Below are 24,979 nucleotides of genomic sequence, written 5' to 3'. Positions count from 1 at the left end.
GTCGGGATTGTGGTGATCGAGAAGTAAGGGCTGCTCGACCATTCGGTCGGTACGGCTTCATGCTTGATCAATTGCGCGACTGTCGTTCGCTCTCACTTGGAATGGTATGTCACGCACGATCGTTCTGGTCTTTCTGGGCGAGTGCGGAATGATCGATCTGACGCAACGTAGCAACGAAAAACCCCAGCTGCGCCGTCGGAGTGACGCACTGGGCAGTTTCGCTGGTTCCTTTGGGTGTTGCCACTTGAATTGACTACACTGCGGTGATCTTTCCGTCGTCGCCGAGCAATAGGGAATGGCTACCGGGAGGAAGCACGATCCGCTCGGTTCGCGGCCCTGACGGAGTCCGCCAGCGGATCGTGTATTCGGCGTGTTCGTTCGAACCCGTTGCGAAGAACAGCTCGGTGGACGAGACACCCGTGTGCCCATTCGCGGGATAAAGCTGCGCGCGTTGTGCGGGTCGGTTGTCGGTCTGTGCGACGACCTGCGCGCCAATCGCCGCGGTGGTCGAAGTCCCCGTGCCGGGCCGGCGCAGGCTCAGTACGGTCTGGCGGGGTTCCGAGGTGGACGTGTTGAGCAGCAGCCGGGAGTCCTGCCACTGATTGGCGACGAGGGCGTCCGGCCTGCCGTCCGCGTTCACGTCGCCGATCGCTATCCCGCGGGAGTTGGCGGACTCGTCAAGGTGAAGATGTTTCGCCATGTCGGCGTAACGTCCGGACGCCGTTCGGGCCCAAAACGGGTTGCGGTCGTCTCCGGAGAGATTCGATTCGGGGCCGAAACGTGGCCATGCGGCCGGGTACTGGAGCAGCTGGTCGTTTCCGAGAGCCAATTCCTGCAGCAATGCCCAGTGCCATTTCTCGCCTTTCAGGAATCCGGTCGCCTGCATTATCTCGTCGGTTCCGTCACCGTCGAAGTCGGCGGCCTTGATGTCCCATCCCCAGCCGCTGCGCGCGAGTCCGAGCTCTTCGCTGCGGTCGATGAACGGAACGTCACCGGAAAGCAGGTCCGAACCGGGGCCGGTCGGCGTGAACGCGAAGTTGCTCTCCTGCAGTCCCCATTCCGCGGTGATGTTGCTGACCACCATCGTCGGCATCTCGGCGCCGTCCGGGTACGTGTAGGTGACGCCCATGCCCTTGAACGAGTCGTGCCCGAGAACCGTCGACTTGGGAGAGGTGAGATCGCGCGCGCCCTTCACTGTGCGTAGTCGCACGTTCCCCGGTGTCGACAGGTTGACCATCAGGTGGTCGGGGCCGAAGTCCTCGGCCTGGTAGATCTCCGGCAGGTGGTCGCCGGTGAGGTCCTGCAGGCCGATCGCCAGCGTCCACGCCTGCGCGGCCTCGGGCGGCAGGGCCGCGCTCGCGTCCGTCCACTCGGGTGCCTGGTCGGCCCCTCGCGGCCGGGACAGCAGCAGCCGGTTCGTGCCGCCGTTGAACGCACGCGCCATGCCGTCCTGCATCCGCATGCGCTCGTCCGGGCCCGCCTTCGGGTCGAGCACCTTGGCGTTGTCCGGGAAGTAGTTCGCCACCAGCAGGTCCAGGTTCCCGTCACCGTCGATGTCGCCGGCGTTGAGCGTCGTGGAGTTCCACACCTGCCGCGGCTCGACCAGCTCCACGACGCGGAACCCGCTGCCGGTGTTGAGGAACTGCACGGGCGAGCGGCCCCAGTAGTGGACGACGTAGTCGGTGTCCCCGTCCACGTCCAGATCGAGCGGCACGCAGCCCATGGGGGCCATCGTGGCGTCGTAGTCGCGGTCGGGGACGAGGACCTTCGGCTGGAACCGCGCACCGGTGCCCGGCGCGGGGAAGAGCCGCACCGAGTCGTCGCGCGGGTCGACCAGGCAGACGTCGTCGGACCGGCCGTTGCCGTCGTGGTCCGTCACCGCGACCGCGGCGCCGACGGCGGAGATCCACGATCGGATGTGCTCGACGTCCGGGCCGACCTCGCGCAGGGCGCGCGCCCCCGGAGGGGCCTGGTTCAGGGCCTTGACGGTGAACCCGTACCGGGAGGCGAGGCTCGCCGCCTCGGCGTCCGGGAGCACCGGCCGGGCCGTGGCGAGGCCGGTGGCGGCGACCAGCACGACCGCGACCACCGCCGGCAGCAGACCGGCGGCTCGTGATTTGGGGACCGTGGGTGAAGTCATGGCGTTGTCTCCGAGGTGAGGTGGTCAGACGTGCCGGGCCGCTCGATCGCGGATGAGGTGCTGCCAGTGGCGGTACGCCGCGATGTCGAGCTCGCCCGCGGACGCGACGTGCGCCGCGGCCTCCGTCCACTCGACGGCCTCGTCGACCGGCACCCCGGCCAGTTCGCGCACCGCGGTGGCGGTGTGCTCGGGCACGTGGCCCGCGGCGGCCCTGGCCCCCGCCGCGAAGGCCGCTCCCTGGGCGAGGGCCACCCGGTCCGGTCCGGTCAGCGACGTGAGGTCGTCCAGCGCGGCGTCGTCGGCGCCACCCGCGTAGCAGACGGCCAGGCCGACACCCGACCAGAGCTCGGCGCGCGTCTGCGGTGGGAACGTCGCGATCCGCCGCCGGATCGCGGCGGGGTCGGCGCATTCCATGAACCACATGGCCCGGCCGACCCCCTGGTGCAGCACGGTGTGCGAGGGCGCGGACGACCAGGCGGCGCGACGGAACCGCTCGTTCCACCTCCTGCCCCGCAGGAACGCCCTGGAGAACCCGGCGCCGTCCAGGGTGAGCCAGCGCAGCAACGGATCGAGCTTCGCGCGGCGGAGCACCGTCGACGGCGGAGCGACCAGACCGACCCAGCCGGCGCCGACGTGCATCAGGTGCGGATAGCGGTCGCCGGCCAGGGCGAACAGGTCGTCCAGCGTCGAGTTCCGCTTACGGCCCAGCAGGATGTCGTGTGCGGTGGCGGCGAACGAGGCGCCCTCGTAGGCGAACCCCTGGTCGTCGAGCGGCATCGGGTCGAGGTGGAACGGGAGCTCGCCGACGCCGTGCCGCCGCAGGGTGTTGTAGCCCGTGAGGAACGCGCCGGCGCGGCGTTCCAGCAGCGCTCTCGCCGCCGCGTTCGTGGTGCGGAAGCCGCGGCTCTCGAAGTCGACCAGACCGGACGGCAACGGGGGCAGCACCCGCGTGCTCACGGCCCCTCCTCGAGCTTCGAGATCGGCGTGACCAGCCGCCGCGCCCACAGCCCGAGCACAGCGGCGAGAGCCCCGACCAGCGCGCCGGTCTGTTCGGCGGTGAGCTCGATGAGCCCGAACGCGACCACGAGGTTGACGAGCGCCAGGAACGCGGCCTGCAGCAGCACGGGTTCGCGGCGCAGCAACGCGATCACGAGTCGTCCTGTGCCGGGCGGCGTGCCGTGAACCGTCCGTAGGACAGTTCCCGGCGGACGAAGCTGTCGAGGTAGAACTCCGTCGACTCGCACCAGTGCTGGTACTCCTCGGCCGTGCAGACGTCCTGGATCGCGCGCTGCCGCACCGTCAGCGCGCCGGAGATGATCCGGAAGCAGTCGACGGCCGCCGCCGAGATGTCGGTGTGCACGATGTCGACGAAACCCAGGTGGCTCAGCAACTCCGCGGTGTCGGCGGGCTGGGGCAGCGGGCGGATGCCGTCGTACTCCCAGGCCGTGCCGCGCACCCGGTCGCTCAGTTCACGACCGGTGAGGATGTCGGCGAAGACCAGGTGGCCGCCGGGACGCAACGCCGCGTGCGCGACCGCGAGCGCGTCGCCCGGGTCGTTCATCAACGCCAGCGAGTCGACGGCGACGACGAGGTCGTAGGCCCGGTCGGGCATCCAGGTGTTGACGTCACCGCGCAGGAAGCGGACCCGCTTCTGCACGCTGGTCGGCAGCTGCCGGTGCTTGAGCCTGGCGTGGTCCAGCTGGGACGGGTTCAGCTCGATCCCGGTGATCTGGCAGTCGAAGCGGCCGGCCAGGTAGCGGCACACCTCACCGGTGCCGGAACAGAGTTCCAGCACGCTGTGCCCGGCACCGAGATTGAACTCGGTGCCGATGCTGTCGAGCAGCGCGGCGCCCGCCATGTTGGTGAACTCCCGGCCCTCGTGCACCGGTTCGTACACCGCGAGGTGCCACAGCGCGCCCGCGGCGGTGTCGTAGATCTTGTTCTGGGCCGGCAGGGAGGCGGAGAGCCTGCCGGGGTCGGTGGAGTTGCCTTGCATGCGAGATCTCCTCGTGCGTGTGAGCGGGACAGGGTGCGGGCCACCCGACCGGGTGGGCTTCACATGCGTCATCTGCGCCGGGTGTCGACCGGGCTGCGCACCGGTCCCATGCTCCAGGGGGCAGGACCCGGGTCGGTCTCAAGTGGAGGGTCGAAGTCGCCTGCCAGGTCGGCGATCGGCGAGCCGGGAGCCCACACGTTCTCGGCGAGCCAGTACTCGACGGTGCGATAGGTCCGGGTGAACACCACCAGCGAGCCGTCCCGTGACGGCACCGGGTAGCGGACCGAGGGACCGGCGGCGGAGAGCACGCGGCCCAGGCCGTCGGGCTGTTGCTCGTGCAGCTCCTCGGCTCCCGAGGCCACGAGCGAGCACAGCAGGTTGCCGTCGGGCAGCAGGTGCGGGTTGTTGCGCTCCACGTAGTCGGGCCCCGCGAGCGTCGTGATCTCGCCGGTGGCCAGGTCCTTGCGGTAGAAGCCCCACGTCCAGTCGCCACCCCGGGTCGACATGAACACCACGCCGCGCCCGTCCGGTGTCCACGACGGAGCCTCGTCCCACCACGGGTCCTCGGTCAGCTTGTGCACCTCGCCCGTGCGCACGTCCAGCACGCACAGGTCGGCCTCGAACGGCTCGGTGTCGGACTTGAAGACGAGCCTCGTGCTGTCCGGAGACCAGTCGAGCGGACCGTGCATCCCCTTGAGCCAGTCCATTCCCCGTGTCCACACGCGACTGACGCCCTCGGCGAAGTCGTAGGTCGCGATCTCCCAACGCGGTCGCGCGGCGTGCCGGGACAGGTAGGCGATCGAGCGGCCGTCCGGGGACCAGGCGGGGAAGGCCGCCTCGCCGAGCGGGAGCAACCGGGGCGGTCCACCGGCGAGGTCGCGGATCTTCACCACCGACCGCCCGGAGTCCTCGGCCGCGTACACGAGCCGGGTGCCGTCCGGGCTCAGCGATCCGTACCGGGGCTGCTCGTCGGCACCGACGAGCTGGTGCACGCCACCGGTGCGGCGGTCCAGCACCCAGATGCCCACACCGCGGTCGACGAGGCGGTGGAAGAAAAGGTTCTGGCCGTCGGCGGTCCAGTTGGGCCACCGGTCGTCGGCGGCCTCCGTGACGAGCGCGCGGCCGGTGCCGGTGCCGTCGAGCCGTTGCACCCAGATCACCGAACGACCTTCGAAGCTGCGGGAGAACGCCACCACGGGATGAGCGCTCGACACCGACGGCTTGTAGTCCCACGCGCTGCCGTCCGTGACCTCGATCGGCGCGGATCCGTTGAGCGGCAACACGGAGATGGCGCCGGCGCCGGTGTCGTAGGAGTGGCAGACGAGCGCGTTCCCCTCAGGCAGGTAGGAGCAGGCGCCCGCACGACCGGGAGTCCTGGTGACCGCGCGGGGCCTGCCTCCCTTCGCGGGGACGACGTAGAAGTGCCGGTGTCCCCAAGGGCCGCCGGCGTACGCGATCTGCGTGCCGTCGGGGGACCACTGCGGGTACTCCTCCTCGTGATCGGCGTAGGTGAGCTGGCTGATCCGGCCGTCGCGGGCCCGGTACAGCCAGATCGCCTTGTGGCCGCCCCGCGACGAGGTGAAGGCGAGGCAGCTGGAGTCCGGGGACCACTGCGCCTCGATGTCGTCGCCGGCGCCGCGCGTGCCCTGGTGCCACTGGTCGGTCGCGAGCTCGTAGAACCACAGGTTCAGCGATCCCGCGCGCCGCGACGAGGCCACGAAACGCGCGCCGTCGGGAGAGATCGCGCCGTCGCCCGCGCCCGCGGGGTCCTGGGTCAATCGGCGCAACCGGAACTCGGGTCCGTGAGAACGCATGGGTGGGAGGTATCCGCTCACGTGTTCTGCCATCGTCTCTCCCCGATTGTCGAATGCGCGCAGACCGACTACTGGGACAGTAAGTTTGATCAGCTCGGAGTCCTTCTCATCCCTTGCGGGGAAACTCGGTGAAATCCAGCAAGGCAGAAGATGGACTTGTCCGGCAAGGCTGCTGGAATGAGTTCAGAGCAACAGAGGAGAAGTCATCGCAGTCCGCGGTTGACTACAACGGACACCGAGGAAGAGCAGTCCGTCGCTACGGTCGGTCGGCTGGCGACGCTATTGATCGGAGAGTTGATTGTGACTGAGATCCAGGATTTCGGCAGGCAGCTGAGCGAATTCGCGCGAGGCCTCCTCGGTTCCTCCGGTGGTTCGGGCGAGGGTGAAGTTTTCGAGTCGGACGCCAACGCCGAGCTCGAGATTCGCGGATTCCTGGCCGACTTGCAGGTGGCCTATTCGCGAGGCGACATCGACTACATTGTCAACACCATCGCCGACGAGTTCACGACGTACGAACTGGTGGCGGTGAACGGTCGCCCGCTGAAGGTCACGGGCCGGGAGAACATGCGGACGTACCTGTCGACGCTGTTCCCCACGAGCACCGACACCCAGGTCAAGACGATCTTCGCGACGCAGGCGATCGCGACGCCGACGCTCGGCCTGGTCAACGAGGAGGGCGACGTCATCATCACGCGCGCCGACCACAAGGAGCACCAGCCGCTGTACTCCAGCGCGCTCGCGGTGAAGACGGCCGACGGCTGGAAGTGGCGCCACTGGCACATGTCCGAGGCCGGCCCGCGCTTCCGCGTGAACCTGGGCGGTCAGCCGATCGACGACAACGGCCGCGTCATCCCCGGCGCCCGCGTGGTGGTCGAGAACGGTCTGGGCCGCGTCGTCGTCGACGGTCAGAACGACGGCGGCACTGCTCCGCGCGACTAGGACCGTTCGCGCGAACGGCCAGATAGGACGAGAACATGAGCCCACCTGTCGATCGGCCGGCCAAGTCCGGTGCGGACGCGCTGCCGGTCATGCACGTGAGCAACGGCGAGGAGAACCTCTACCCGGACTACCTCGGCAGCTACAGCAAGGGGTTGTCGCACAACGAGTTCGGTGAGGTCGACCCGGTCGTCTACCGGCAGTACCTCCGGGCTCTCCTCAGTGAGAACCCCGACGAGATAGACCGCATCCCCCTCGCCGAGGGGCGGCCGCTGACGAACCCGCAGGCTGGGCTCGCGGTCGACGCCGTCGGTCCGCCGAGTCACGCGATGACGATTCCGCCCGCGCCGAGGATGGACTCGGCCGAGCTGTCCGCGGAAGCGGCCGAGCTGTACTGGATGGCGCTGTGCAGGGACGTTCCGTTCACCAGGTTCGCGGACGACGGCCTGGTCGTGGCGGCGGCCGGCGACCTGAGCAGGTTGTCGGACTACCGCGCGGCCAAGCGCGACGGCCGGGTGGAGCCGGACTTCGTGTTCCGCGGCGACACGCCGGGGGACCACGCGGGTCCGTTCATCTCCCAGTTCTTGTACCAGCCCGTCCAGTTCGGTACCTACCGGACCGAGCAGCGCCAGGACACGGTGCGGCCCAACTATGACTACGCCACCACGTTCGAGACATACCTGCGGCTGCAGAACGGCTGGAACCGGTCACTGGCGGCGTCCGAACGGGATCAGGTCAACCGCCGGTACCTCGCCACGCCGAGGGACCTGACGCACTGGGTGCACTACGACGCGGGCCCCACGCCGGCGCAGGCGTTCATCAACGCCGCGCTGATCATGCACTACGCGGGCACGCCGACGGACGCGGGAAACCCGTACGTCGACTCGAAGACGCAGCTCGGGTTCAGCACCTTCGGCATCCCGCACCTGCTGTCGCTGGTGACCGAGGTGGCGAACCGGGCGCTGCGCGCGGCCTGGTTCCAGAAGTGGTACGTGCACCGGCGCCTGCGCCCCGAGGCGTTCTGCGCCAGGGTGCACAACCGGATCACGGGCAGGCGGGAGTACGAGTTCCTCGACTCCGAGGTGCTCGACTCCGACGCGGTGGACCGGGTGTTCAGCAAGTTCGGTTCCTACCTGCTGCCCCAGGCGTTCCCCGAGGGTTCGCCGACGCACCCGTCCTACGCGGCCGGGCACGCCACCGCGGCGGGAGCCTGCGCGACGATCCTGAAGGCCTGGCACGACGAGACGGCGATCCTGCCCGATCCGGTGCAGGCCAACGACAACGGCACGGAACTGGTGCCGTACACCGGCGTGGACGCGGACCGGCTGACCGTCGGCGGTGAGCTGAACAAGCTCGCCGCCAACATCGGAGTCGGCCGCAACATGGCGGGGGTTCACTGGCGGTCCGACTTCGCCCAGTCGGCGAAGCTGGGCGAGAGTCTGGCGATCGAGCTGCTTCGTGAACAGAAGTCGTGGTTCAACGAGAGGCACCGCTTCTCGGTCACCCGGTTCGATGGCACCACGGTGACCATCTGACCCCGCGACGCCCCACCCGGCGGCAGGCGCGGCGCGACTTTCCGTCCGCGCCGCGCCTGCCGCCGCCCTTCACTTCCCACCCTGCAGCCCCACTCCCCGGACGGTGACCTCCCGATGACCACGACGCCCGCTGACACCACCCGACCGTCGCCGAGCCACCGGCTCGCGGCCCGGCCGCCGGACAGGCGGCTCATGGCGTTGCGCCGCTTCGCCATGTCGATCACGGCGTTCAACGTCATCGGTCACCTGGTCCTCGGTTTCGAGCAGTCGCCGATCACGCCGATCACGACGGTGCTCGTGGCCTACGCAGTCGACCTGCTGCTCGAGACGCTGGACGCGCGCGCCCACGGCCGCAAGCCGGGCTATGCGGGCGGCTGGCTCAAGATGCTCAACTTCCTGCTGCCGAGCCACATCGGCGGACTCGCCGTGGCGATGCTGTTGTACGGCAACACGTCGCTGTGGCCCTACATCTTCGCGGTGACCGCCGGCATCAGCACCAAGTACGTGTTGAGGCTGCGCGTGCGCGGCCGGAAACGGCATTTCCTCAACCCCTCCAACGCGGGCATCGCGCTCACGCTGGTGCTGTTCCCGTGGGTCGGCATCGCACCGCCCTACCACTTCACCAACGAGCCCACCGGTGCCATCGACTGGATCCTGCCGCTGGCCATCCTCGGCGCGGGCACGATGATCAACGCCAAGCTGACCGGCAAGCTGCCCCTGATCCTGGGCTGGGCCGGTGGCTTCGCCGCGCAGGCCGTGCTGCGGTGGGCGATCTTCGACCACGCGCTGCTCGCCGCGCTGCTGCCGATGACCGGGCTGGCCTTCGTGATCTTCACCAACTACATGATCACCGACCCCGGCAGCACTCCGCTGGGCAAGCGCAACCAGGTGCTGTTTGGCCTCGCCACCGCGTTCACCTACGGCGTGCTCGTGCTCAACGGAGTGGTGTTCGGCTTCTTCTTCGCACTGGTGATCGTCTGCATCCTGCGTGGCGCCGTGCTGCTGACGGCGGAGCTGCGCTCGGCGTCGGCCGAACGCGCGACGGGAAGGGCCTCGCTCGCGGGCGTTGATGGGCGGTGAGCACCCCCAGGATCGCCATCGTCGGCATGGCCTGCCGGTACCCGGACGCCTCGACCCCCGAGGAGCTGTGGCAGACGGTCCTCGGCCGGCGGCGCGCGTTCCGCGCCATCCCACCGGAGAGGCTGGACCTGGCCGACTACGGCGGCGGACCATCCGAAGTGGACAAGACCGTCGCGCGCCGGGCGGCCGTGCTGCGCAACTGGTCGTTCGACCGGGCGGGGTTCCGCGTTCCCGGAGCGCTGTACCGCGCGGTGGACCCGACGCACTGGCTCGCCCTCGACACCGCACGCGCGGCTCTCGAGGACGCCGGTGTTCCCGGTGGCGAGGGCGTCGACCGCGACCGCACCGGGGTGTTCATCGGCAACTCGCTGGCGGGCGAGTTCAGCCGCGCGTCGTTGCTGCGGCTGCGCTGGCCGTCGCTGCGGCACGTCGTGGGCGCCGCGCTGGAGGAGTCCGGTGTCGCGGGCGACACCGCGGCCAGGGTCCTCGCCACCGCCGAACGCGTGCTGAAGGAACCGTTCCCCGTGCCCGACGACGAGATGCTCGCGGGCGGGCTCAGCAACACGATCGCCGGCCGGGTGTGCAACCACTTCGACTTCCACGGGGCCGGCTACACCGTCGACGGCGCGTGCTCGTCGAGCCTGCTCGCGGTGATCACCGCGAGCGAGGCACTGGCCCGCGGCGAGCTCTCGTTCGCGCTCGCGGGCGGTGTGGACCTCTCGCTGGACCCGTTCGAGCTGATCGGGTTCGCGCGCGTGGGCGCCCTGTCCGCCGGTGAGATGCGGGTCTACGACGCGCAGCCCACCGGGTTCCTGCCGGGTGAGGGCTGCGGGATCGTGGCGCTGATGCGCGCCGAGGACGCCGAGGCACGGGGACTGCGGATCTACGCGCACCTCGTCGGCTGGGGCATGTCCTCCGACGGCGCCGGTGGCGTCACCCGGCCGGCCGTCGGCGGGCAGACGAGGGCACTGCGCCGGGCCTACGCGCGGGCAGGACTCCTGCCCGCGGCGGCCGGCCTGATCGAGGGCCACGGCACGGGCACCGCGGTGGGGGACCAGGTCGAGCTCGAGGCGTTGCTGGCGGTGCGGGGCTTCAGCTCGCCCGTCGCGGCGCTCGGCAGCGTCAAGGCCAACATCGGCCACACCAAGGCGGCGGCCGGCGTCGCGGGGCTGATCAAGGCTGCACTCGCCGTGTCGCACCGCGTGATCCCGCCGATGACCGGGGTGCGTGAACTCCACCCCCTGCTCGCCGGACCGGCGGCCGGTCTGCGGTTGCCGGACGAGCCGGAGCCGTGGACGCACCGCAACCCGGTCGCGGGCGTGTCCTCGGCGGGGTTCGGCGGCATCAACACGCACGTGGTGCTCGACGCGGGAGTGCGCACCGCGATGACCAGGCGGGTGCCGCGCAGGCTCGTGCCCGCGGCACCGGAGCCCGTCGCGACCCTGCCGGACTCGGCACGCCACTGGTCGGCGCCGCTGCCCGACTGGGAACCGTTCCTCATCACGGCGAACGACCTGGCCGATCTCGACGGCCGGCTCGGCACGCTGAGCGAACGGTGCGCGGCCATGAGCGAGGCCGAACTGCATGACCTCGCGGCGACGCTGACCGCGCGGCACGACCCGCGTGCCGCTGTGCGCTGCGTCCTCGTGGCAGCCGATCCCGCCGGGCTCGCCGCCGCCGCCACGGCCGCGCGCAAGCAGTTGCCGGGATGGGACTCGAACCTGCTGCTCGACGAACCCGCGGGAGTGGTGATCGGGCGCGGTCCGGGCGTCCGGGTCGGCCTCCTGCTGCCGGGGCAGGCCGCGCCCGTGCGCGCCGCGCTCGGTCTGCCGGGCCGCCTGCTGCCGCACCCACCGTCCACTCCGGACGGTCTGGTGGACGGGGCCGCGGACACCGCGATCGCCCAGCCGGCCGTGGTGTGGCAGTCCCTCGCCGGCCTGGCGTGGCTGCGGCACCTCGGGTGTCACCCGGTCGCGGCGCTCGGGCACAGCCTCGGTGAGCTGACCGCGCTGGCCTGGGCCGGCGCGCTGACCGAGGAGCAGGTCCTCGACCTGGCCGCGCGCCGCGGCCGGTTGATGGCGGAGCACGGTGCCCGCGGCACCGGGATGATCTCGGTGGCGGCACCGGCGGAGGTGGCGCTCGACCTCGCGGAGAGCACGGAGGCCGTGCTGGCGGCCGAGAACGGACCGCAGACCGTGGTGCTCGCGGGCCCCGTCGCGGCGCTCGACGTCGTGGCCGTACGAGCGGCGGCGGCGGGTGTCCACGTGGCGAAGTTGCCGGTGTCGCACGGTTTCCACAGCTCGGCCATGTCGGCCGTGACCCGGCCGTGGCGCGAGCACCTGCGCGAGGTGCCGATGGTCGCGCCGGACAAACCGGTCTTCTCCACGGTGACCGGCACGCGGCTCGGCCCGTTCGACGACATCGCGGCGTTGCTCGTCGAGCAGCTGACCGAACCGGTGCGGTTCCTGGAAGCCGTCCGCGAGCTCGCCACGCGGTGCGACCTGCTGGTGGAGGCCGGTCCCGGCACGATGCTCGCCACGCTGGCGGCACCGGCGGGAGTTCCCGCGGTGAGCCTCGACTGCGGCGGTTCCGCGCGGCGCACCGCGTTCGCCTCGGCGACCCTCTTCGCCTCCGCGACCGCCAGGCCGCAGGCGTGGTTCGGTGACCGCGCGCATCGGCTGGTCGACCTGGACACCCCGCTCGAGTTCCTGGCCAACCCGTGCGAGTCGTTGTCCAAGAACGGGGTGCGGCCGTCGGTGACCGCGCCGGTCGAGGTTCCCGAGGTGGTGGCGGCCCCGCCGGGCACGGACCTGCTCACGGCGGTGCGCGAGTACCTGGCCGATGAGCTGGAACTGCCGGTCTCGGCGATCACCGGCGACACGATGTTGCTGTCCGACCTGCACGTCAACTCACTGCAGGTCGTGCGCTTGGTCAGCGAGATCGCCGCGCGGCACGGCAGGCAGCTCGTGCTGGACGAGTCGCTCGACGGCGTCACCGTGGGCGGGCTGGCGCGGCGGCTGGACGAGCTGCCGGAGAGCGCCCAGGACGGCCAGGCCGAGCTCAGCGGTGTGCGCCCGTGGGTGGGGCTGTTCAGCCACCACTGGGTGCCGCTCGGGCCCTCGCCGGAGCGTTCCGCCGCCCACGACCCGGCGGAAATGGTGGTGGAGCTGCCGGGCACCGCCGGCACCGGGGAGATCGCGCGGCTGCTGCGCGAGATCGCCGGGAGCGCGCCGCGGCGGTTACTTCTGACGCACACCGGACACCCGGCCGCGGCGGCGGTGGGCAGGGCGGTCTCGGCCGAGCTCCCCGGCTGCGCCGTGACGGTGCTGGACGGGCCGCCCGGCGAAAGCGCGCCGGCCGTGGCTGGGGCGGCCTCCGTCACGCCGGCCTCCGGGTACGCGGAACTGCGCGTGCGCGAGGGAGTGGTCGAACGCCTGGTGACCCGGCCGCACGTCGGTGCGCCCGGATCGGTGGCGTTGCCGCTCGGGCCGGGAGACGTGTGCCTGGTGAGCGGCGGGGCCACCGGGATCACCGCCCGCTGTGCCGCCGCGCTCGCCGGGGAGACCGGCGCGCAGCTCGTCGTGCTGGGCAGGCGGCCCGCCGACGACCCGGACGTGGCCGCGGAGGTGGCGGCGCTCGGCGCCGACTACCTCAGCTGCGACCTGACCGACCCGGCCGCCGTGCGGGCGGCGGTGCGCGAGGCCGCCCGGTTCGGCCCGGTGCGCGGCCTCCTGCACGGCGCGGGGGTCAACCAGCCGCGCCGGCTCGCCGAGGTGGGCGAGGAAGGTCTCGTGGCCACGGTCGCGCCGAAGGTGCGCGGCCTGCGGGCACTGCTCTCGGCAGTCGAAGAGGTGGTGCCGGAGGACGAGTTGCGCCTGGTGGTCGCCTTCGGGTCGATCATCGGCCGGCAGGGCCTCGCCGGGCAGTCCGAGTACTGCGTGGCGAACGACTGGATGCGCGTCGAACTGGAGCACTGGGCGCGGCGCAACCCCCGTTGCCGCACGCACCTGCTCGAGTGGTCGGCGTGGTCCGGCGTCGGCATGGCCGACCGGATGCGCGTCACCACGCAGCTGAGCAGGCTCGGGCTCGCGCTGATCGAACCGGAACGGGGCGTGACGGCGATGCTCGACGCGCTCACCGACCCGAGCGCGCCGGTCACCCTGCTCGTCACCGGACGCTTCCCGCCGTCGCCGACGTTGCGGGTCGAGCCGGAACACCACCTGTCGCCCGCGGGGCTGCGGTTCGCGGAGGAGCTGCGGAGCTGGGTGCCCGGCGTGGAGACGATCGCCGAGGCGACGCTCAACACGGGAACCGATCCGTACCTCTCCGAGCACCGGGTGTCCGGGGTGCTGGTGCTGCCCGCGGTGATCGGTGCCGAGGCGATGGCCCAGACCGCCGCGCTCACGACCGGGCCACGCGGCTCCTGGACGTTCCGCGATCTCCGGCTGCACCGGCCGGTGACCGTGGGCGAGCGGTCCGACCGGGTCATCCGCGTGGCGGCACTGGTATGCCGCGACCGGCAGGTCGACCTGTCCGTGCGCCAGGACGGTGACCGCTTCGGCGCCGACCACCTCAGCGCGAGCCTCGTGCCGTCGGCGCCACCGCCGGCCCGCCGCGCACCGGTCGACGCCGCGCCCGCCGGTCCTCCCCACCACGCCTACGGGTCCGTCCTGTTCCACAGTGGACGGTTCGAGCGGGTGGTGCGGTACGACGTGCTCTCCGCGTTCACCGTCAAGGCCTGGGTGCACGCGCGGGAGGACACGTGGTTCGCGTCGTACCACGGTTCCCGTTTGCTGCTTGGTGATCCCGCCGCGCACGACGCGACCATCCACGCGTTGCTGCCGTGCGTGCCGCACAAGCGCGCGCTGCCGGTGGAGGTGGAGGAGCTCAACGTCTGGCGCAGGCCGGCGGGCATGCTCCTGGTGCACGCGGTCGAGACGTGGCATTCGGCGGACGAGTTCCTGTTCGACGTCGACCTCGTGCAGCCGGACGGCCTGCCGGTCGCGCGGTGGACCGGATTGCGGCTGAAGGTGGTGGGGGAGCACGACCTCACCGGTCCGCTGCCGTGGGACCAGGCCGGACCGTGGCTCAGCCGCCGGATGGTCGAGTGCGGCTGGGCGCACCGGATCGGGTTGTGGAGCGCCGGCGACTCGCTCGTCGCCGATCCTGCGGCCGGTCTGCACTGGTCGCTGGGGGACGAGGATCCCGCAACCGCGGCGGGGCAGGCGCTCGCCCGGCTGGGCGCGTCCGGTTCCGTGGTGTTCGACGAGGTCACCGAGGACGGCCTGATGTCCGGGGTCGTGGGCGGGATCCGGGTCGTCGTGGCCAGGAGGGTGACCGACATGGGGCCGGTGACGGTGGCGCTGGCGTTCGGTGAGGAGCACGACGATGCCTGAGCACTACGTCCACCGCCACGTGGTGACGCTGGACGAGACGAACCTCGTGGGCAACGTCTACTTCGCGCACTACCTGCGCTGGCAGGGACATTGCCGCGAGCACTTCCTGGCCGACCATGCGCCGGGTGTGCTGCGGCGGCTCACCGCGGGAGAACTGGCCATGGTCACCGTGTCCTGCAGGATGGACTATTTCGCGGAGTGCTTCGCACTGGAGGAGATCGACGTCCTGATGTCCCTGTCCGCCGCCGCGGGCAGCAGGATCGTGATGGACTTCGAGTTCCGGCGGGGCGGGGCCGTGGTCGCGCGGGGCGGGCAGACCGTCGCGTGCATGCGGCGGACGGCGGACGGCGTGGCACCCGTCGAGGTGCCCGCCGAGCTGGCATCCGCTCTGGCCGCCTACTCGGGCTAGTATGACTATTAGTCATATGAGTGTCGCGACCGGCACAAGCGGGGAGGCTGCATGGCTCGGCGAATTGTCAAGGAGGTCGAGGTCGAGGCGCCGCTGGAGCAGGTGTGGCAGGCGATCTCGAGCGGTCCGGGCTTCGCCACCTGGTACGTGCCGCACGCGATCGATCCGACACCGGGTGGCCTGGTGCGCACGGACTTCGGGCCCGCCGGCGTGCGGGAGGGTGTCGTGCTGGACGCCGAACCGCCCCAGCGGCTCGTGTACGGGGGGTTCGGCGAGCCGGAGGACCCGGTGTACTGCTACGAGTTCGTGCTCGCGGCCGCCGAGGGCGGTCACACCGTGTTCCGGTTGGTGCAGAACGGTTTTCTCGACGACGAGGTGTGGGACCAGGAGTACGACGCGCTGGACGCGGGCTGGGACCTCTTCCTGCACAACCTGATCGTGTCCCAGCGGTGTTTCGCGGGCCTGCCCGCGTCGCTCGCGATGGCCATGACGAGGTCGGCGTCCGGCGGGGAGTGGAACCGGCTGCTCGCCGCGCTGCGCGTGCCCGCGGGTGTCGCCGTGGGGGATCGGGTCGTGGTCGCGGCGCCGCGGGGCGAGCCGGTCGAGGGCGTCGTCGACTTCCTCAACCCCGGCAGGCACCTCGGTGTGCGGTCGGATCGCGGGTTGCACCGGTTCAGTGCCGAGGGCGTCGAGCTGTGCGGCGTCAGCGTGTACCAGTACCGGTACGGGAATCCGCCACTGCGCGCGGACGTGTCCGCGTGCTGGCAACGGTGGCTGGACGACCGGTTCGCCTGACCCGGAACGGTCAGTCTGACGGCAGGGTGCGGCGCCGCACCGGGCGGACGCTCGGGTGCACGGCCACGACCATGCGGTGCGGACGACCGCCGGGCGCGTTCTCGTCGTGGTACTTGGCCGCCAGCGCCGTCACCGCTGCCGAGAGTTCGGTGGCGAACTGTGTGCGCGCGGCGGCGGAGGCGAAGCGGATCTCGCCGTCCAGAGCGAAGGTCGCCACCTTCCTGCCGGCCCGGCGCGAACCGATCAGCAACTCGCCCAGGTCGCGCATCAGCTGGGCGGTCACGGCCAGCAGCCACCCGATCGAGCGGTGGTCCTGGCTGTGCCGGGGATCGGGCTGGACCTGCTCGAAGACGTCGGGCGAGATCACGTACGAGCTGGACGCCTGCAGGAAGCGCTCGGTGGTGTTGCGGACCCGGCGTTCGGAGACCAGCTGGATCAGGCCGTGCTCCTCGAGCGTCCGCAGGTGGTAGTTGATCTTCTGGCGCGGGATGCCGAGCAGGGGTTCGAGGGTGGTGGCCGACTTCGGTGTGGCCAGCTCCGCCAGCAGTCGCAGGCGGATCGGGTCGAGGGCGATGCGTGCCGTGCCCGCGTCGCGGATGACTTCGATCTCGTGCACGTGCGGCTCCCCACCGAGTGATCGGACAACTTCGCCTTTATATACGAACCGGGCTGCGGAAACACGAGAGCCGCCGTCGGGGGGATGACGGCGGCTCTCCGCGGTCGGGCTCAGCCGGCGCTGCGAGGGGTGAGCGCCTTGCCGGCCACGACGAGCGCGGCGGCCACCAGCACGATGTCCTTCAACACGTACTGGCCGGTCAGGTTGGGCGTGAACGTGTCGTGCTCGAAGAGCTGGGCGGGCATCAGGACCAGGGGCGAGAGGATGCCCGTCAACGCCACGCCGAGCACGGCGAGCCCGGTCCTGCGCAGCCTGCCGGTGATGAGCGACAGCCCGATGAAGGTCTCCATCAGCGCCACGAGCACCACCGCGCCGCGACCGGGCACCAGGCCCAGCGTCAGCATCTCCACCGTCGTGCCCGCGATGTGCTCCGCCGGGCTGATCCCGGGGAAGAACTTCAGCGCGCCGAAGCCGAGGAACACGAGGCCCAGGCTCAGGCGCAGCAACCGGACGCTGTGCCGCGAGAGCCAGCGAGAGGCGACTTCGGTGACGTGAGTGGTGACGCGCAAGGAATGTGTGGTGATCGCGATGCTCATGGCGCTCCCCCTGGGGCGGTGTCCGGCGGTGCACCCAAGGTCGCACGAACGAATCGAGCTGTCAATACAAAACTTTTTGTCCCATGAGACCCGTTGTCCCGCAACGGCTCTGTCAGATGCCCAGCTGATGAGCCATGCTCAGCGCGTCGTAGTACACCGTGCAGCTGACGATCCGGCCCGCGCGGAACCGCAGCACCTCGCAGCCGCGGACGTCGAGGCGGCGTCCGGTGGCGGGGTACACCGTGCCGTCCGGCATGGTGAGCGTGCCCGTGTGCGTGCCGTGGTTGCGGACCTCCGCGACCACCACGTCGCCGTCCTGGTGCAGCGCCATGACCTCGGCCACCGCGTCCGGCAGCCCGGCGCGGCTGCGGCGCATCCAGTCGCGGAACCCGTCGTGCCCGCGGATCGACTCACCGGTCGCCATGTCGGTGAGCTCGTAGTCCTCGGCGAGGAGCCGGACCACGCCTTCCACGTCGTTCTCGGTGAAGTGCCGGTACATCGTCCGCGCGAGGTGCGCGTTGGCCTGAGGTGTTGTCATGGCGGGATTCCCGTCTGCCGCGCGGTGTTCCCCTTCTGGTCTACCGCCGGGGCCGCGCGCGGTCCTCTCGCAGGTTGCCGCATCTTCCCCGGCGGTCGAGAAGACACCGCCGGCCGACGCAGCATGGAGCTGACAACGGGAGGTGCCAGCGATGGCAGACAAGGTGTTCGTGAAGGCGATGGTGTTCGCCCCCGCGCCCGCGGTGTACCGGGCGATGACGACCGAGCTGTCCCTGAGCACGTGGTTCGCCGAGCACGTCGACGTCCGGCTGGACGACGGCAGATTCGAGTTCTGGGGAAGGCACACGCCGTTCGGCGACGTACCCCGGCAGACGAACGTGTCGGCCGAGCCGGGCGGGAAGCTGCGCTTCGACTGGGAGATGGAGGGGATGAGCACGGCGGTCGAGCTGGCGGTGCGCGGAACCGTCAGCGGTGACACGACGGTGTCGGTGCGGCACGAGCCGGTTCCGTTCTGGGGATTCGATCGGGCGAGCATGAACGACTTCTGGGGGATCGCGGTCGGCAACCTCGCCAACTTCACCGAGGGACGGACTCTCGCGCCGCGTCCCGACTACACGGTTCCCTGCGAGGAGACGGCTCTCGCGACGATCGTCGTCGGCACGAGCCCCGATGACGTGTTCTCCGTGCTCCTCGATCCGGCCATGATCGACAAGTGGCTGCCGTCGCAGTCGGTGGTGGAACCGTGGGAGGGCGGGCGTTACGAGTTCGGCTGGGACCACGGCCCGATGACGGTGGTCGACATCGAGGCACCACACCGGCTCGCTTACACCTGGCACAACGACGGCTGGCCGGACACCCTCGTGAGCTGGGAGCTGGACGAGGAACCGGGGGAAGGGACGAGGATCAGCCTGCGCCACAGCGGTTTCGTCGACGGACGCCCGTCCGACGGCTACCAGCTCGGCTGGCAGAACCTGCTGATCAACCTGCAGCGCATGGTCGAGATCGGCGAACGCTGGGAGGCGCCGCAGTGGCGGCACCGCTGACTCAGTCCGCGGGAAGCCAGCCAAGCGAGGTGGCCATCGTCCGCATCGTGGTGGTCACGTTGTTCAGCAACACGGTGCGCCGGAACTCGTAGAGCGCGCCCGCGTGCTCCGGCTGCGCCTCCATCGCGTGCACGAGGTGGCTGCCGCCGGGGCCGTGGCGGAACGTCTGGGTGATCAGCGTTCCGCCACCCGGACGTTCGGCGAGCCGGTAGTGCCAGGTCGAGGAGGGCAGCGACGGATCTCCCGCGAACCCGACGACGATCCACGAGAAGCTCTCCGGCCTGCTGACCTCGACCACCTCGCAGGTCACGTCCCACTCCCACTCGCCGGCCCGGTTGCGCGCGTGGAACCGGGCGCCCGGTTCGGCACCCCTGGCGCCGCCGATCCAGGCGACATGGACGCACTCCGGACTCCACTCGGGTACGCGGGTCGGATCGGCCACCGCGTCGAACACCTCGGTGGCGGGGGCGTCGACTTCGAGCTCGACGGTCACGGCGAGGGTGGTCACGTCCACGGGCACACCTCCGGTCGATGAATCTCCTTGCAGGCTAACGTAATCGCGATCCGCGCAAGCTGGGACAAGTGTTGTCCTGTCCTGGGGTCCTATAACCGTAGGCATGTTCCAGAGCGTTCAGCTCGTCCTGCGAGCGATCACCGTGGTCTCGATCTCCCTGTGGCACCTGGCTTTGGCCTGCCCGGTGATCGTGGTGCGCGCGTGCGTGAGCCGTGCGGAGGCGGGCGCGGTGGTGCAGCGCCGCACCCGCCGGCTGGTGGTCGCGCTGGGGCCCGCCTTCGTGAAGGGCGCGCAGTTGCTGAGCACGCGGCGCGACGTGCTCCCGGTCAGGTGGTGCGAGGCGCTGGCGGACCTGCACGACCGGGTGCCACCCATGCCGGTCCGCACGGCCAGGAAAGTGCTGCGCTCGGCGTACGGCGGTGCTCCACCCTTCGCGGTCGACTGGAATTCCGTGCGCAGCGGCAGCATCGCGTGCGTCTACCGGGCCGAGCTGGACGGGCTTCCCGTGGCGCTCAAGGTGCGCAGACCCCGTGTGCGCAAGCTGATCGAGCAGGACTTCGCGATCATGCGCGCGGGGGCCGCGGTGACGGCGCGGCTGCCGTGGTTCCGCGGCCTGCCCGCGGTCGCGGTACTGCGCCAGATCGGTGCCGCGGTGGCGGCGCAGGCGGACTTCGAGGCGGAGGCCGGCGCCCTCGCCGAGCTGCGCACGGTGCTGGCCGACGTGGAGTACCTGCACATCCCCCGTCCGCTGCCCTCCTACGGCACGGAAGGCGTGCTGGTGATGGAGTTCGTCGACGGCCTCTCCCCGCTCGCCACCGAGACCACCCCCGCCGCACAACGCGCCCAGCTCGCCCGGCGGGTGCTGTTCTGCGTCTACCGCATGCTCTTCCTCGACGGCCTGGTCCACTGCGACATGCACCCCGGCAACCTCTACCTGGGGCGCGACGGCCGGATCGTCCTGCTCGACGCGGGGTTCGTGGTCCGGCTGGAACCCAGGGTGCGCAGGCTCTTCGCCGAGTTCTTCATGCACATGGCCCGCGGCGACGGCCCGCACTGCGCGGAGATCCTCCAGGAGAGCGCGGAGGGCGTCGCCGAGTGGGCGGACGTCGCCGCGTTCCGCCGGGGGACCGTCGCGTTGATCGAGGAGTCGAGCGGCCGCGCGGCCCGCGACTTCAGCCTGGTCCGGTTCGCCACGCGCCTGTTCGACCTGCAGCGCGTCAACGGGCTGTTCGCGGCGCCCGAGTTCATCTTCCCGTTGCTGGCCCTGCTCGTACTGGAGGGCCGGATCAACGAGCTCGACGAAGAGGTCGACTTCCAGGCCGAGTCGATCCCCGTGCTCACCAGGGCGGTCATGTCAGGCCTGCTCAAGAACGGTTCCCGGAAGCAGGCCTGACGGCCCTTCCCTCCTCGACAGGAGCGAGAATGCAACCGACCTTCCTGCACGCACAACGTCCGGCGATCCCGAAACGCGGACGGCTGGTGGTGCTCAGCGCGCTCGCCGGGTTCGTGCTCACGGTGATCTGGTCGGCGCCGTTCGTCGACCGGGTCATCGGCGACAACGTCGCGAACTCGATGCTGGGCCACGACGCGAAGGCCACGCCTCTGGACGGTGTGCTGGCGGGCATCGCCTTCGCGTTCGTCACAGGGCTGGCCGGCTCTTTCACCGCATGCAACATCGCGGTGTTCGGAGTCGTGACGCCACTCGTCGGCGACCGAGGTGCGGCCAGGCCGCGCTGGCGGGACTCGCTGCGCGCGCTGTGGTGGATCTGCGTGGGAGCAGTGGGCATCTCGGCCGTCTACGGCGCGCTGGTCGCGATCGTGGGCACCTCCATGCCGCAGTTCGCGACCACGGCGAGCGTGGCCGGTGTGCTCAGCCCGCGCCAGGTCCAGTCGATGATCGTGTTCGGTCTCATCGGCGTCGCGTTCGTCTACCTCGGCCTCGCCGCGCTGCGTCTGGTGCCCGACCCGTTCGCCCGCGTCCGTCAGCGCCACCCGGCGGTGCCGCTCGTCGTGATGGGCGTGCTGATCGGCGCACTGCTCATCGGCCGGCCGTTCCCGTTGTTCCGGATCATGTTCCGGCACGCGGCGGAGAGCGGGAACGTGCTCTACGGGATGTCCGCGTTCGTCCTGCAGTCACTGGGAAACCTGGTGATCGCCGCCGTCGTGTTCCTGGTGCTGGCACACGGCACCGGCGGCCGCGTGCAGCGCTGGCTGGCGGCCAGGCCCGGCCGCACCGAGCGGATCACCGCGGTCGCGTTCCTCGTCTTCGGCACCTTCACCCTGCTGTACTGGGACCTGCGATCCCTCGGGCGGGCCGGGCTCATCTGGTACCCGGCCGTCGGCTGGTGAGGGCGGGATGTCGACGCGGCCGAACACCCGCCCGGTGCTGACAGTCGTCACGGTGGTCGTGCTCGTGTACTGGGCCGAACTCCTGCTGCGACTCGCGCAGACCTACCTGTTCCACATACCCGAGCCGTACGCGCGAGGACTGCTCGGCGTGGTGTTGCCGTGGTTGGCGGAGTCCGGCTGGGCACACCACGGCATCGCGTTCGTCGTACTCGCCGGGTGCCTGGAGTCGCACCGGGCGTCGCGCGCCGAGGTGACCTGATGTCCGGCGCGTTCGGCCCCGCGATCCCGGTCGAGACGTGCGTGCGGCTGTTCGAGGCGGCCCGTTCGTCGGAGTCGGCCTGGAACCGGCAGCCGTGGCGGTTCGTCCTGGGCAGGTGCGCGGATCCGACCTTCCGGACGCTGTCCTCGGCCCTCGCCGAGGACAACCGCGTCAAGGCGCGCACTGCCGTCGCGTTGATCCTGGCGACCGTCCGGACCACCGACGACGCCGGCAAGAGGATGCGCGGCACCGAGTACGAGCTCGGCCTGGCGGTCGGAGGACTGACCGCCAGGGCGCGCGCCGAGGGCCTGCAGGTGCGGCAGTACGGAGGGTTCGACCGCGTGGCGGTGCGCGCCGCGCTCGCCGTACCGGACACGCACGACCTCGTCACGGTGGTCGGGCTGCGGTGGGCGCGGCCTGATCGAGTCCGTCCGGCCGCGCGAATGTCGTTGTCCGACATCGTGTTCTCCGGCCGCTGGGGCTCGCCCGCGGATCTCGCAACCGGGAAGAGACGCTCCTCCGCCGAATCACGATACTGAGGAACAGCAATGTTTTCTTCACGGCGGAGAATGGCGTGCAATGGACTTTCTGCAGCTGGGCGGGCCCATAGCGGCGGTCGTCACCGCGTTTCTGAGCTTCTTCGGGGCACGACGGATGATCAGGCACGAGCGAGCCAAGGAAGAGCTGCGGCACGCCGAGCAGCAACGCGCGGAGGAAATGGTCAGACAGCGGGCCGCCGACAACCTGGTGGACCAGGCGAGGGCGGCGGTGGTGGCCGAGCGGGACCAGTTGCTGGGCCGCTGGCAGCAGACCCTCGACGAGGCCCAGGAAGAGCGCCGGCGCCTCGTCGAGGACCACCGCGTGGAGATCGAACGGGTGCGTCAGCAGGCGCGCTGGGAGGTGGACCGGGTGCGTCGTGAGTCGGCGGCCATCGTCACCCACCTGCGTGCCCAGTTCGCTGAACGGCTCGACGACCGCGACGAGCCCCAGGGCATCGAGCAGAAACGCTAGTGCCGCGGCCCCGTCAGTCCTGCTCCCGCGGCCCGGCCTCCATGCGGTCGAGATCGGCCAGCACGGTGTCGATCGCGGTGATCTCGGCGGCGAAGTAGGCGGAGCCCCAGGTGGCGACCAGCGCGGGGTAGGGCAGCGCCTGGTCCAGTTCGGTCCTGAGCTGGGTGAGCCCGCTCGTCTGCTCCACGGCCCAGTCGCGGTACTCGGTGAGGACCTCGCGCAGCCTGCCGTGGTTGGTCTGGTGGCCGAAGAACAGGCGCAGCGCGACGGAGTGCTTGAGCAGCGGAGGCCCGACGGGGGCGTGGTCCAGCCATTCGCGGAAGACCTTCAGGCCGGCGTCGGTGATCCGGTACAACCGCTTGTCCGGGCGGCTCTTCTGCTCTTCCAGGTGCACCTCGACGAGCCCGTGCTGCAGCAACCTGCGCAATTCCAGGTAGATCTGGCTCTGCGCGGGGCTCCAGTAGAAGTAGCGCAGGTTCATCGCCCACTTGCGCAGGTCGTACCCGGTCAGCTCCTGACCGAACGACAGCAGGCCGAGCACTGCGTACGCCGTCGCGGGCAGCGCCGGGTCCTGGCTGGGCACTTCTTCCTGCGCCACGGTGTCTCCTGCGTCCTGACGTGCGGTGAACGGCTCGACGACAGTCTGCCACCCCGTTGTGTCCAAAGCGGACCCTCGGTGCCGCGGGGGTTTGGCAAGACGGGATAAGCGGGTCCGGCCGGTCGCGGGCTATCAATCGAGGTGAGCGAAAAGGTACGCCACGGCAAGGAGAATCCCGATGACACAACCCACCATGGCCCGGCACGCCAGGAGCAGCTCCGCGGCTGTGATCGTGTTCACGGCGGCTCTCACCGTTGCCTGCACAGGCGGAAGCGACAAACCGGGCGAGCCGCCTCCGGGCACCCCGCCGCCGTCCACCGTCCCGGCGGGACCCGCGCTGTCGTTCGCGACCTCGGCGAGCAGCCAGGTCGGCGACAACCCGCGGGCGATCTCGGCCGCGGACTTCGACCGCGACGGTGCTCTGGACCTCGTCACGGCGAACCTCGGACCGGGCGACGCGTCGGTGCTCTTCGGTGATGGCAGGGCGGGTGTCCGCGAGGTCGTGACGATCCCGGCCGGACCGGCGGCACTGCGCAACGCCACCGCGGACGTCGACGCCGACGGCAACGCCGACGTGATCACGATCAACGTCAGCGACGAGACCGTCACCGTGCAGCGCGGTGACGGCAAGGGCGGGTTCAGCGCGCCGACCGTGCACGCCGCGGGAGACGGTCCGTCCGGTGTGGCCGCCGCCGACCTCGACGGCAACGGGAGCCTCGACCTCGCGACCGCCAACTACGACGGCGACAACGTGAGCGTCATGCTCGCCGACGGCAGCGGCGGGTTCGCCGCACCGGTGCACCTGCCCGCCGGGAACGGCCCCGCCGACATCACCGCGGCCGACTTCAACGGCGACGGGCGAATGGACCTGGCTTCCGGCAACCATCATTCGGACGACGCCGGAATCCTCCTCGGCAACGGCGACGGCACGTTCGCCCCCGTGGTCTCCGCCAAGGCGGGCAACGGCCCGCACGGGATCGTCACGGCCGACTTCAACGCCGACGGCCACGCCGACCTCGCCACCCCCGACTACGAGGGCGACACGGTCTCCGTGCTCCTCGGCGACGGCAGCGGCGGGTTCGCGGAGCCGCTCGTGATGCCGGCGGGTGACGGTCCGACCGGGATCGCGGCCGCCGACCTCGACGGTGACGGCGACGTCGACCTGGCGTCCGCGAACTTCGAGTCCGACAACGTCTCGGTCTTCGCGGGCGACGGCCGCGGCGGGTTCTCCGCCGCGCTGACGGTGCCCGTCGCGGACGGCCCGATCAAGATCGTCGCTGGTGACCTGGACGGTGACGGCAAGGCGGACCTGGCGGTGGCGAACTCCCACGCCGACAACGTCGTGGTGCTCCGGAACACCACCGGCGGCTAGAACCCGCATCGAAGTCCGGGAC

At 70.7% G+C, this 24,979-nt stretch carries 23 protein-coding genes; 13 read left to right on the top strand and 10 right to left on the bottom strand.

The window, feature by feature from the left end:
• Positions 1-253: 253 nt before the first annotated feature.
• The 5 genes from IG04_RS0103325 to IG04_RS0103305 all read right to left on the bottom strand — a co-directional run bounded on the left by IG04_RS0103325 (position 254) and on the right by IG04_RS0103305 (position 5,950).
• Positions 254-2,140, bottom strand: a complete 1,887-nt coding sequence (locus tag IG04_RS0103325) for an FG-GAP repeat domain-containing protein (RefSeq protein ID WP_051768785.1) — start codon at positions 2,138-2,140, stop codon at positions 254-256.
• A gap of 24 nt (positions 2,141-2,164) precedes the next feature.
• Complete coding sequence (locus IG04_RS0103320) at positions 2,165-3,097, bottom strand: DUF1702 family protein (protein ID WP_051768783.1); 933 nt, start codon at positions 3,095-3,097, stop codon at positions 2,165-2,167.
• Entirely contained in the window at positions 3,094-3,291 is a 198-nt protein-coding gene (locus IG04_RS0103315) for a hypothetical protein (protein WP_211257657.1), read from the bottom strand. Before IG04_RS0103315 ends, IG04_RS0103320 begins: the two co-directional genes overlap by 4 nt.
• On the bottom strand, positions 3,288-4,136 hold the full coding sequence (locus tag IG04_RS0103310) for a class I SAM-dependent methyltransferase (protein ID WP_030475012.1): 849 nt from the start codon (positions 4,134-4,136) through the stop codon (positions 3,288-3,290). Before IG04_RS0103310 ends, IG04_RS0103315 begins: the two co-directional genes overlap by 4 nt.
• A 68-nt stretch (positions 4,137-4,204) precedes the next feature.
• Positions 4,205-5,950: a PD40 domain-containing protein gene (locus IG04_RS0103305; protein ID WP_030475011.1), complete on the bottom strand. Its 1,746-nt coding sequence runs from the start codon at positions 5,948-5,950 to the stop codon at positions 4,205-4,207.
• Positions 5,951-6,106: 156 nt separating this feature from the next.
• Between IG04_RS0103305 and IG04_RS0103300 the strand changes: the two genes are divergently transcribed.
• From IG04_RS0103300 to IG04_RS0103275, 6 genes are all read left to right on the top strand, one after another.
• Positions 6,107-6,889 carry a nuclear transport factor 2 family protein gene (locus IG04_RS0103300; RefSeq protein ID WP_211257656.1) on the top strand — a complete coding sequence of 261 codons (783 nt, stop codon included), beginning with the start codon at positions 6,107-6,109 and terminating at the stop codon, positions 6,887-6,889.
• Positions 6,890-6,924: 35 nt separating this feature from the next.
• Positions 6,925-8,421: a phosphatase PAP2 family protein gene (locus IG04_RS0103295; RefSeq protein WP_030475009.1), complete on the top strand. Its 1,497-nt coding sequence runs from the start codon at positions 6,925-6,927 to the stop codon at positions 8,419-8,421.
• Positions 8,422-8,535: 114 nt separating this feature from the next.
• A complete protein-coding gene (locus IG04_RS0103290; RefSeq protein ID WP_084400784.1) occupies positions 8,536-9,501 on the top strand; it encodes a hypothetical protein in 966 nt (321 codons plus the stop codon).
• Positions 9,498-14,897 carry a type I polyketide synthase gene (locus IG04_RS0103285; protein WP_051768780.1) on the top strand — a complete coding sequence of 1,800 codons (5,400 nt, stop codon included), beginning with the start codon at positions 9,498-9,500 and terminating at the stop codon, positions 14,895-14,897. Before IG04_RS0103290 ends, IG04_RS0103285 begins: the two co-directional genes overlap by 4 nt.
• Positions 14,890-15,306: an acyl-CoA thioesterase gene (locus IG04_RS0103280; RefSeq protein ID WP_030475006.1), complete on the top strand. Its 417-nt coding sequence runs from the start codon at positions 14,890-14,892 to the stop codon at positions 15,304-15,306. Before IG04_RS0103285 ends, IG04_RS0103280 begins: the two co-directional genes overlap by 8 nt.
• Before the next feature lie 51 nt (positions 15,307-15,357).
• Positions 15,358-16,101, top strand: a complete 744-nt coding sequence (locus tag IG04_RS0103275) for an SRPBCC family protein (RefSeq protein ID WP_030475005.1) — start codon at positions 15,358-15,360, stop codon at positions 16,099-16,101.
• A gap of 10 nt (positions 16,102-16,111) precedes the next feature.
• Here the strand turns inward: IG04_RS0103275 and IG04_RS0103270 are convergent, their stop codons facing one another.
• The 3 genes from IG04_RS0103270 to IG04_RS46230 all read right to left on the bottom strand — a co-directional run bounded on the left by IG04_RS0103270 (position 16,112) and on the right by IG04_RS46230 (position 17,851).
• Complete coding sequence (locus IG04_RS0103270; protein ID WP_030475004.1) at positions 16,112-16,717, bottom strand: winged helix-turn-helix domain-containing protein; 606 nt, start codon at positions 16,715-16,717, stop codon at positions 16,112-16,114.
• A gap of 110 nt (positions 16,718-16,827) precedes the next feature.
• Positions 16,828-17,313 (bottom strand): DoxX family protein, encoded by a 486-nt coding sequence (locus IG04_RS0103265; RefSeq protein WP_051768778.1) that lies wholly within the window; start codon positions 17,311-17,313, stop codon positions 16,828-16,830.
• 112 nt (positions 17,314-17,425) lie between these two features.
• Positions 17,426-17,851 (bottom strand): ester cyclase, encoded by a 426-nt coding sequence (locus IG04_RS46230; protein ID WP_030475002.1) that lies wholly within the window; start codon positions 17,849-17,851, stop codon positions 17,426-17,428.
• A gap of 151 nt (positions 17,852-18,002) precedes the next feature.
• Here IG04_RS46230 and IG04_RS0103255 point away from each other — a divergent pair, with 151 nt between their 5' ends.
• Positions 18,003-18,854 (top strand): SRPBCC family protein, encoded by an 852-nt coding sequence (locus tag IG04_RS0103255; RefSeq protein WP_030475001.1) that lies wholly within the window; start codon positions 18,003-18,005, stop codon positions 18,852-18,854.
• Position 18,855: 1 nt separating this feature from the next.
• Here IG04_RS0103255 and IG04_RS0103250 read toward each other — a convergent pair whose 3' ends face one another.
• A complete protein-coding gene (locus tag IG04_RS0103250) occupies positions 18,856-19,368 on the bottom strand; it encodes an SRPBCC family protein (protein WP_159460409.1) in 513 nt (170 codons plus the stop codon).
• 103 nt (positions 19,369-19,471) lie between these two features.
• Here IG04_RS0103250 and IG04_RS0103245 point away from each other — a divergent pair, with 103 nt between their 5' ends.
• Genes IG04_RS0103245 through IG04_RS0103225 form a run of 5 tightly spaced genes read left to right on the top strand, consistent with a single transcriptional unit; the run spans position 19,472 to position 22,987 of the window.
• On the top strand, positions 19,472-20,761 hold the full coding sequence (locus tag IG04_RS0103245; protein WP_030474999.1) for an ABC1 kinase family protein: 1,290 nt from the start codon (positions 19,472-19,474) through the stop codon (positions 20,759-20,761).
• A gap of 29 nt (positions 20,762-20,790) precedes the next feature.
• The gene (locus IG04_RS0103240) at positions 20,791-21,717 is read left to right on the top strand and encodes a hypothetical protein (protein WP_051768771.1); all 927 of its coding nucleotides are present in this window, start codon (positions 20,791-20,793) and stop codon (positions 21,715-21,717) included.
• A gap of 7 nt (positions 21,718-21,724) precedes the next feature.
• Positions 21,725-21,976 carry a hypothetical protein gene (locus tag IG04_RS0103235; protein ID WP_030474997.1) on the top strand — a complete coding sequence of 84 codons (252 nt, stop codon included), beginning with the start codon at positions 21,725-21,727 and terminating at the stop codon, positions 21,974-21,976.
• The gene (locus IG04_RS0103230; protein ID WP_051768769.1) at positions 21,976-22,515 is read left to right on the top strand and encodes a nitroreductase family protein; all 540 of its coding nucleotides are present in this window, start codon (positions 21,976-21,978) and stop codon (positions 22,513-22,515) included. Before IG04_RS0103235 ends, IG04_RS0103230 begins: the two co-directional genes overlap by 1 nt.
• A 40-nt stretch (positions 22,516-22,555) precedes the next feature.
• On the top strand, positions 22,556-22,987 hold the full coding sequence (locus tag IG04_RS0103225; protein WP_051768767.1) for a hypothetical protein: 432 nt from the start codon (positions 22,556-22,558) through the stop codon (positions 22,985-22,987).
• 13 nt (positions 22,988-23,000) lie between these two features.
• Here the strand turns inward: IG04_RS0103225 and IG04_RS0103220 are convergent, their stop codons facing one another.
• Positions 23,001-23,585, bottom strand: a complete 585-nt coding sequence (locus tag IG04_RS0103220; protein ID WP_030474994.1) for a PadR family transcriptional regulator — start codon at positions 23,583-23,585, stop codon at positions 23,001-23,003.
• A 178-nt stretch (positions 23,586-23,763) separates the two neighbouring features.
• Between IG04_RS0103220 and IG04_RS0103215 the strand changes: the two genes are divergently transcribed.
• Positions 23,764-24,957, top strand: coding sequence for an FG-GAP repeat domain-containing protein (locus IG04_RS0103215; protein WP_030474993.1), 1,194 nt, complete (start codon positions 23,764-23,766; stop codon positions 24,955-24,957).
• The last annotated feature ends 22 nt before the right edge of the window (positions 24,958-24,979 follow it).

The organism is Lentzea albidocapillata (assembly GCF_000719115.1).
In the GTDB taxonomy this organism is placed as follows: Bacteria; Actinomycetota; Actinomycetes; order Mycobacteriales; family Pseudonocardiaceae; genus Lentzea; species Lentzea albidocapillata.
This window is presented reverse-complemented; position numbering and strand designations above follow the sequence as displayed.

Excerpts from the sequence above, each read along its gene's own strand:
- IG04_RS0103325 (WP_051768785.1), bottom strand. The coding sequence starts at position 2,140 with ATGACTTCACCCACGGTCCCCAAATCACGAGCCGCCGGTCTGCTGCCG.
- IG04_RS0103310 (WP_030475012.1), bottom strand. The coding sequence starts at position 4,136 with ATGCAAGGCAACTCCACCGACCCCGGCAGGCTCTCCGCCTCCCTGCCG.
- IG04_RS0103305 (WP_030475011.1), bottom strand. The coding sequence starts at position 5,950 with ATGCGTTCTCACGGACCCGAGTTCCGGTTGCGCCGATTGACCCAGGAC.
- IG04_RS0103295 (WP_030475009.1), top strand. The coding sequence starts at position 6,925 with ATGAGCCCACCTGTCGATCGGCCGGCCAAGTCCGGTGCGGACGCGCTG.
- IG04_RS0103290 (WP_084400784.1), top strand. The coding sequence starts at position 8,536 with ATGACCACGACGCCCGCTGACACCACCCGACCGTCGCCGAGCCACCGG.
- IG04_RS0103280 (WP_030475006.1), top strand. The coding sequence starts at position 14,890 with ATGCCTGAGCACTACGTCCACCGCCACGTGGTGACGCTGGACGAGACG.
- IG04_RS0103275 (WP_030475005.1), top strand. The coding sequence starts at position 15,358 with ATGGCTCGGCGAATTGTCAAGGAGGTCGAGGTCGAGGCGCCGCTGGAG.
- IG04_RS0103265 (WP_051768778.1), bottom strand. The coding sequence starts at position 17,313 with ATGAGCATCGCGATCACCACACATTCCTTGCGCGTCACCACTCACGTC.
- IG04_RS46230 (WP_030475002.1), bottom strand. The coding sequence starts at position 17,851 with ATGACAACACCTCAGGCCAACGCGCACCTCGCGCGGACGATGTACCGG.
- IG04_RS0103255 (WP_030475001.1), top strand. The coding sequence starts at position 18,003 with ATGGCAGACAAGGTGTTCGTGAAGGCGATGGTGTTCGCCCCCGCGCCC.
- IG04_RS0103245 (WP_030474999.1), top strand. The coding sequence starts at position 19,472 with ATGTTCCAGAGCGTTCAGCTCGTCCTGCGAGCGATCACCGTGGTCTCG.
- IG04_RS0103240 (WP_051768771.1), top strand. The coding sequence starts at position 20,791 with ATGCAACCGACCTTCCTGCACGCACAACGTCCGGCGATCCCGAAACGC.
- IG04_RS0103235 (WP_030474997.1), top strand. The coding sequence starts at position 21,725 with ATGTCGACGCGGCCGAACACCCGCCCGGTGCTGACAGTCGTCACGGTG.
- IG04_RS0103230 (WP_051768769.1), top strand. The coding sequence starts at position 21,976 with ATGTCCGGCGCGTTCGGCCCCGCGATCCCGGTCGAGACGTGCGTGCGG.
- IG04_RS0103225 (WP_051768767.1), top strand. The coding sequence starts at position 22,556 with ATGGACTTTCTGCAGCTGGGCGGGCCCATAGCGGCGGTCGTCACCGCG.
- IG04_RS0103215 (WP_030474993.1), top strand. The coding sequence starts at position 23,764 with ATGACACAACCCACCATGGCCCGGCACGCCAGGAGCAGCTCCGCGGCT.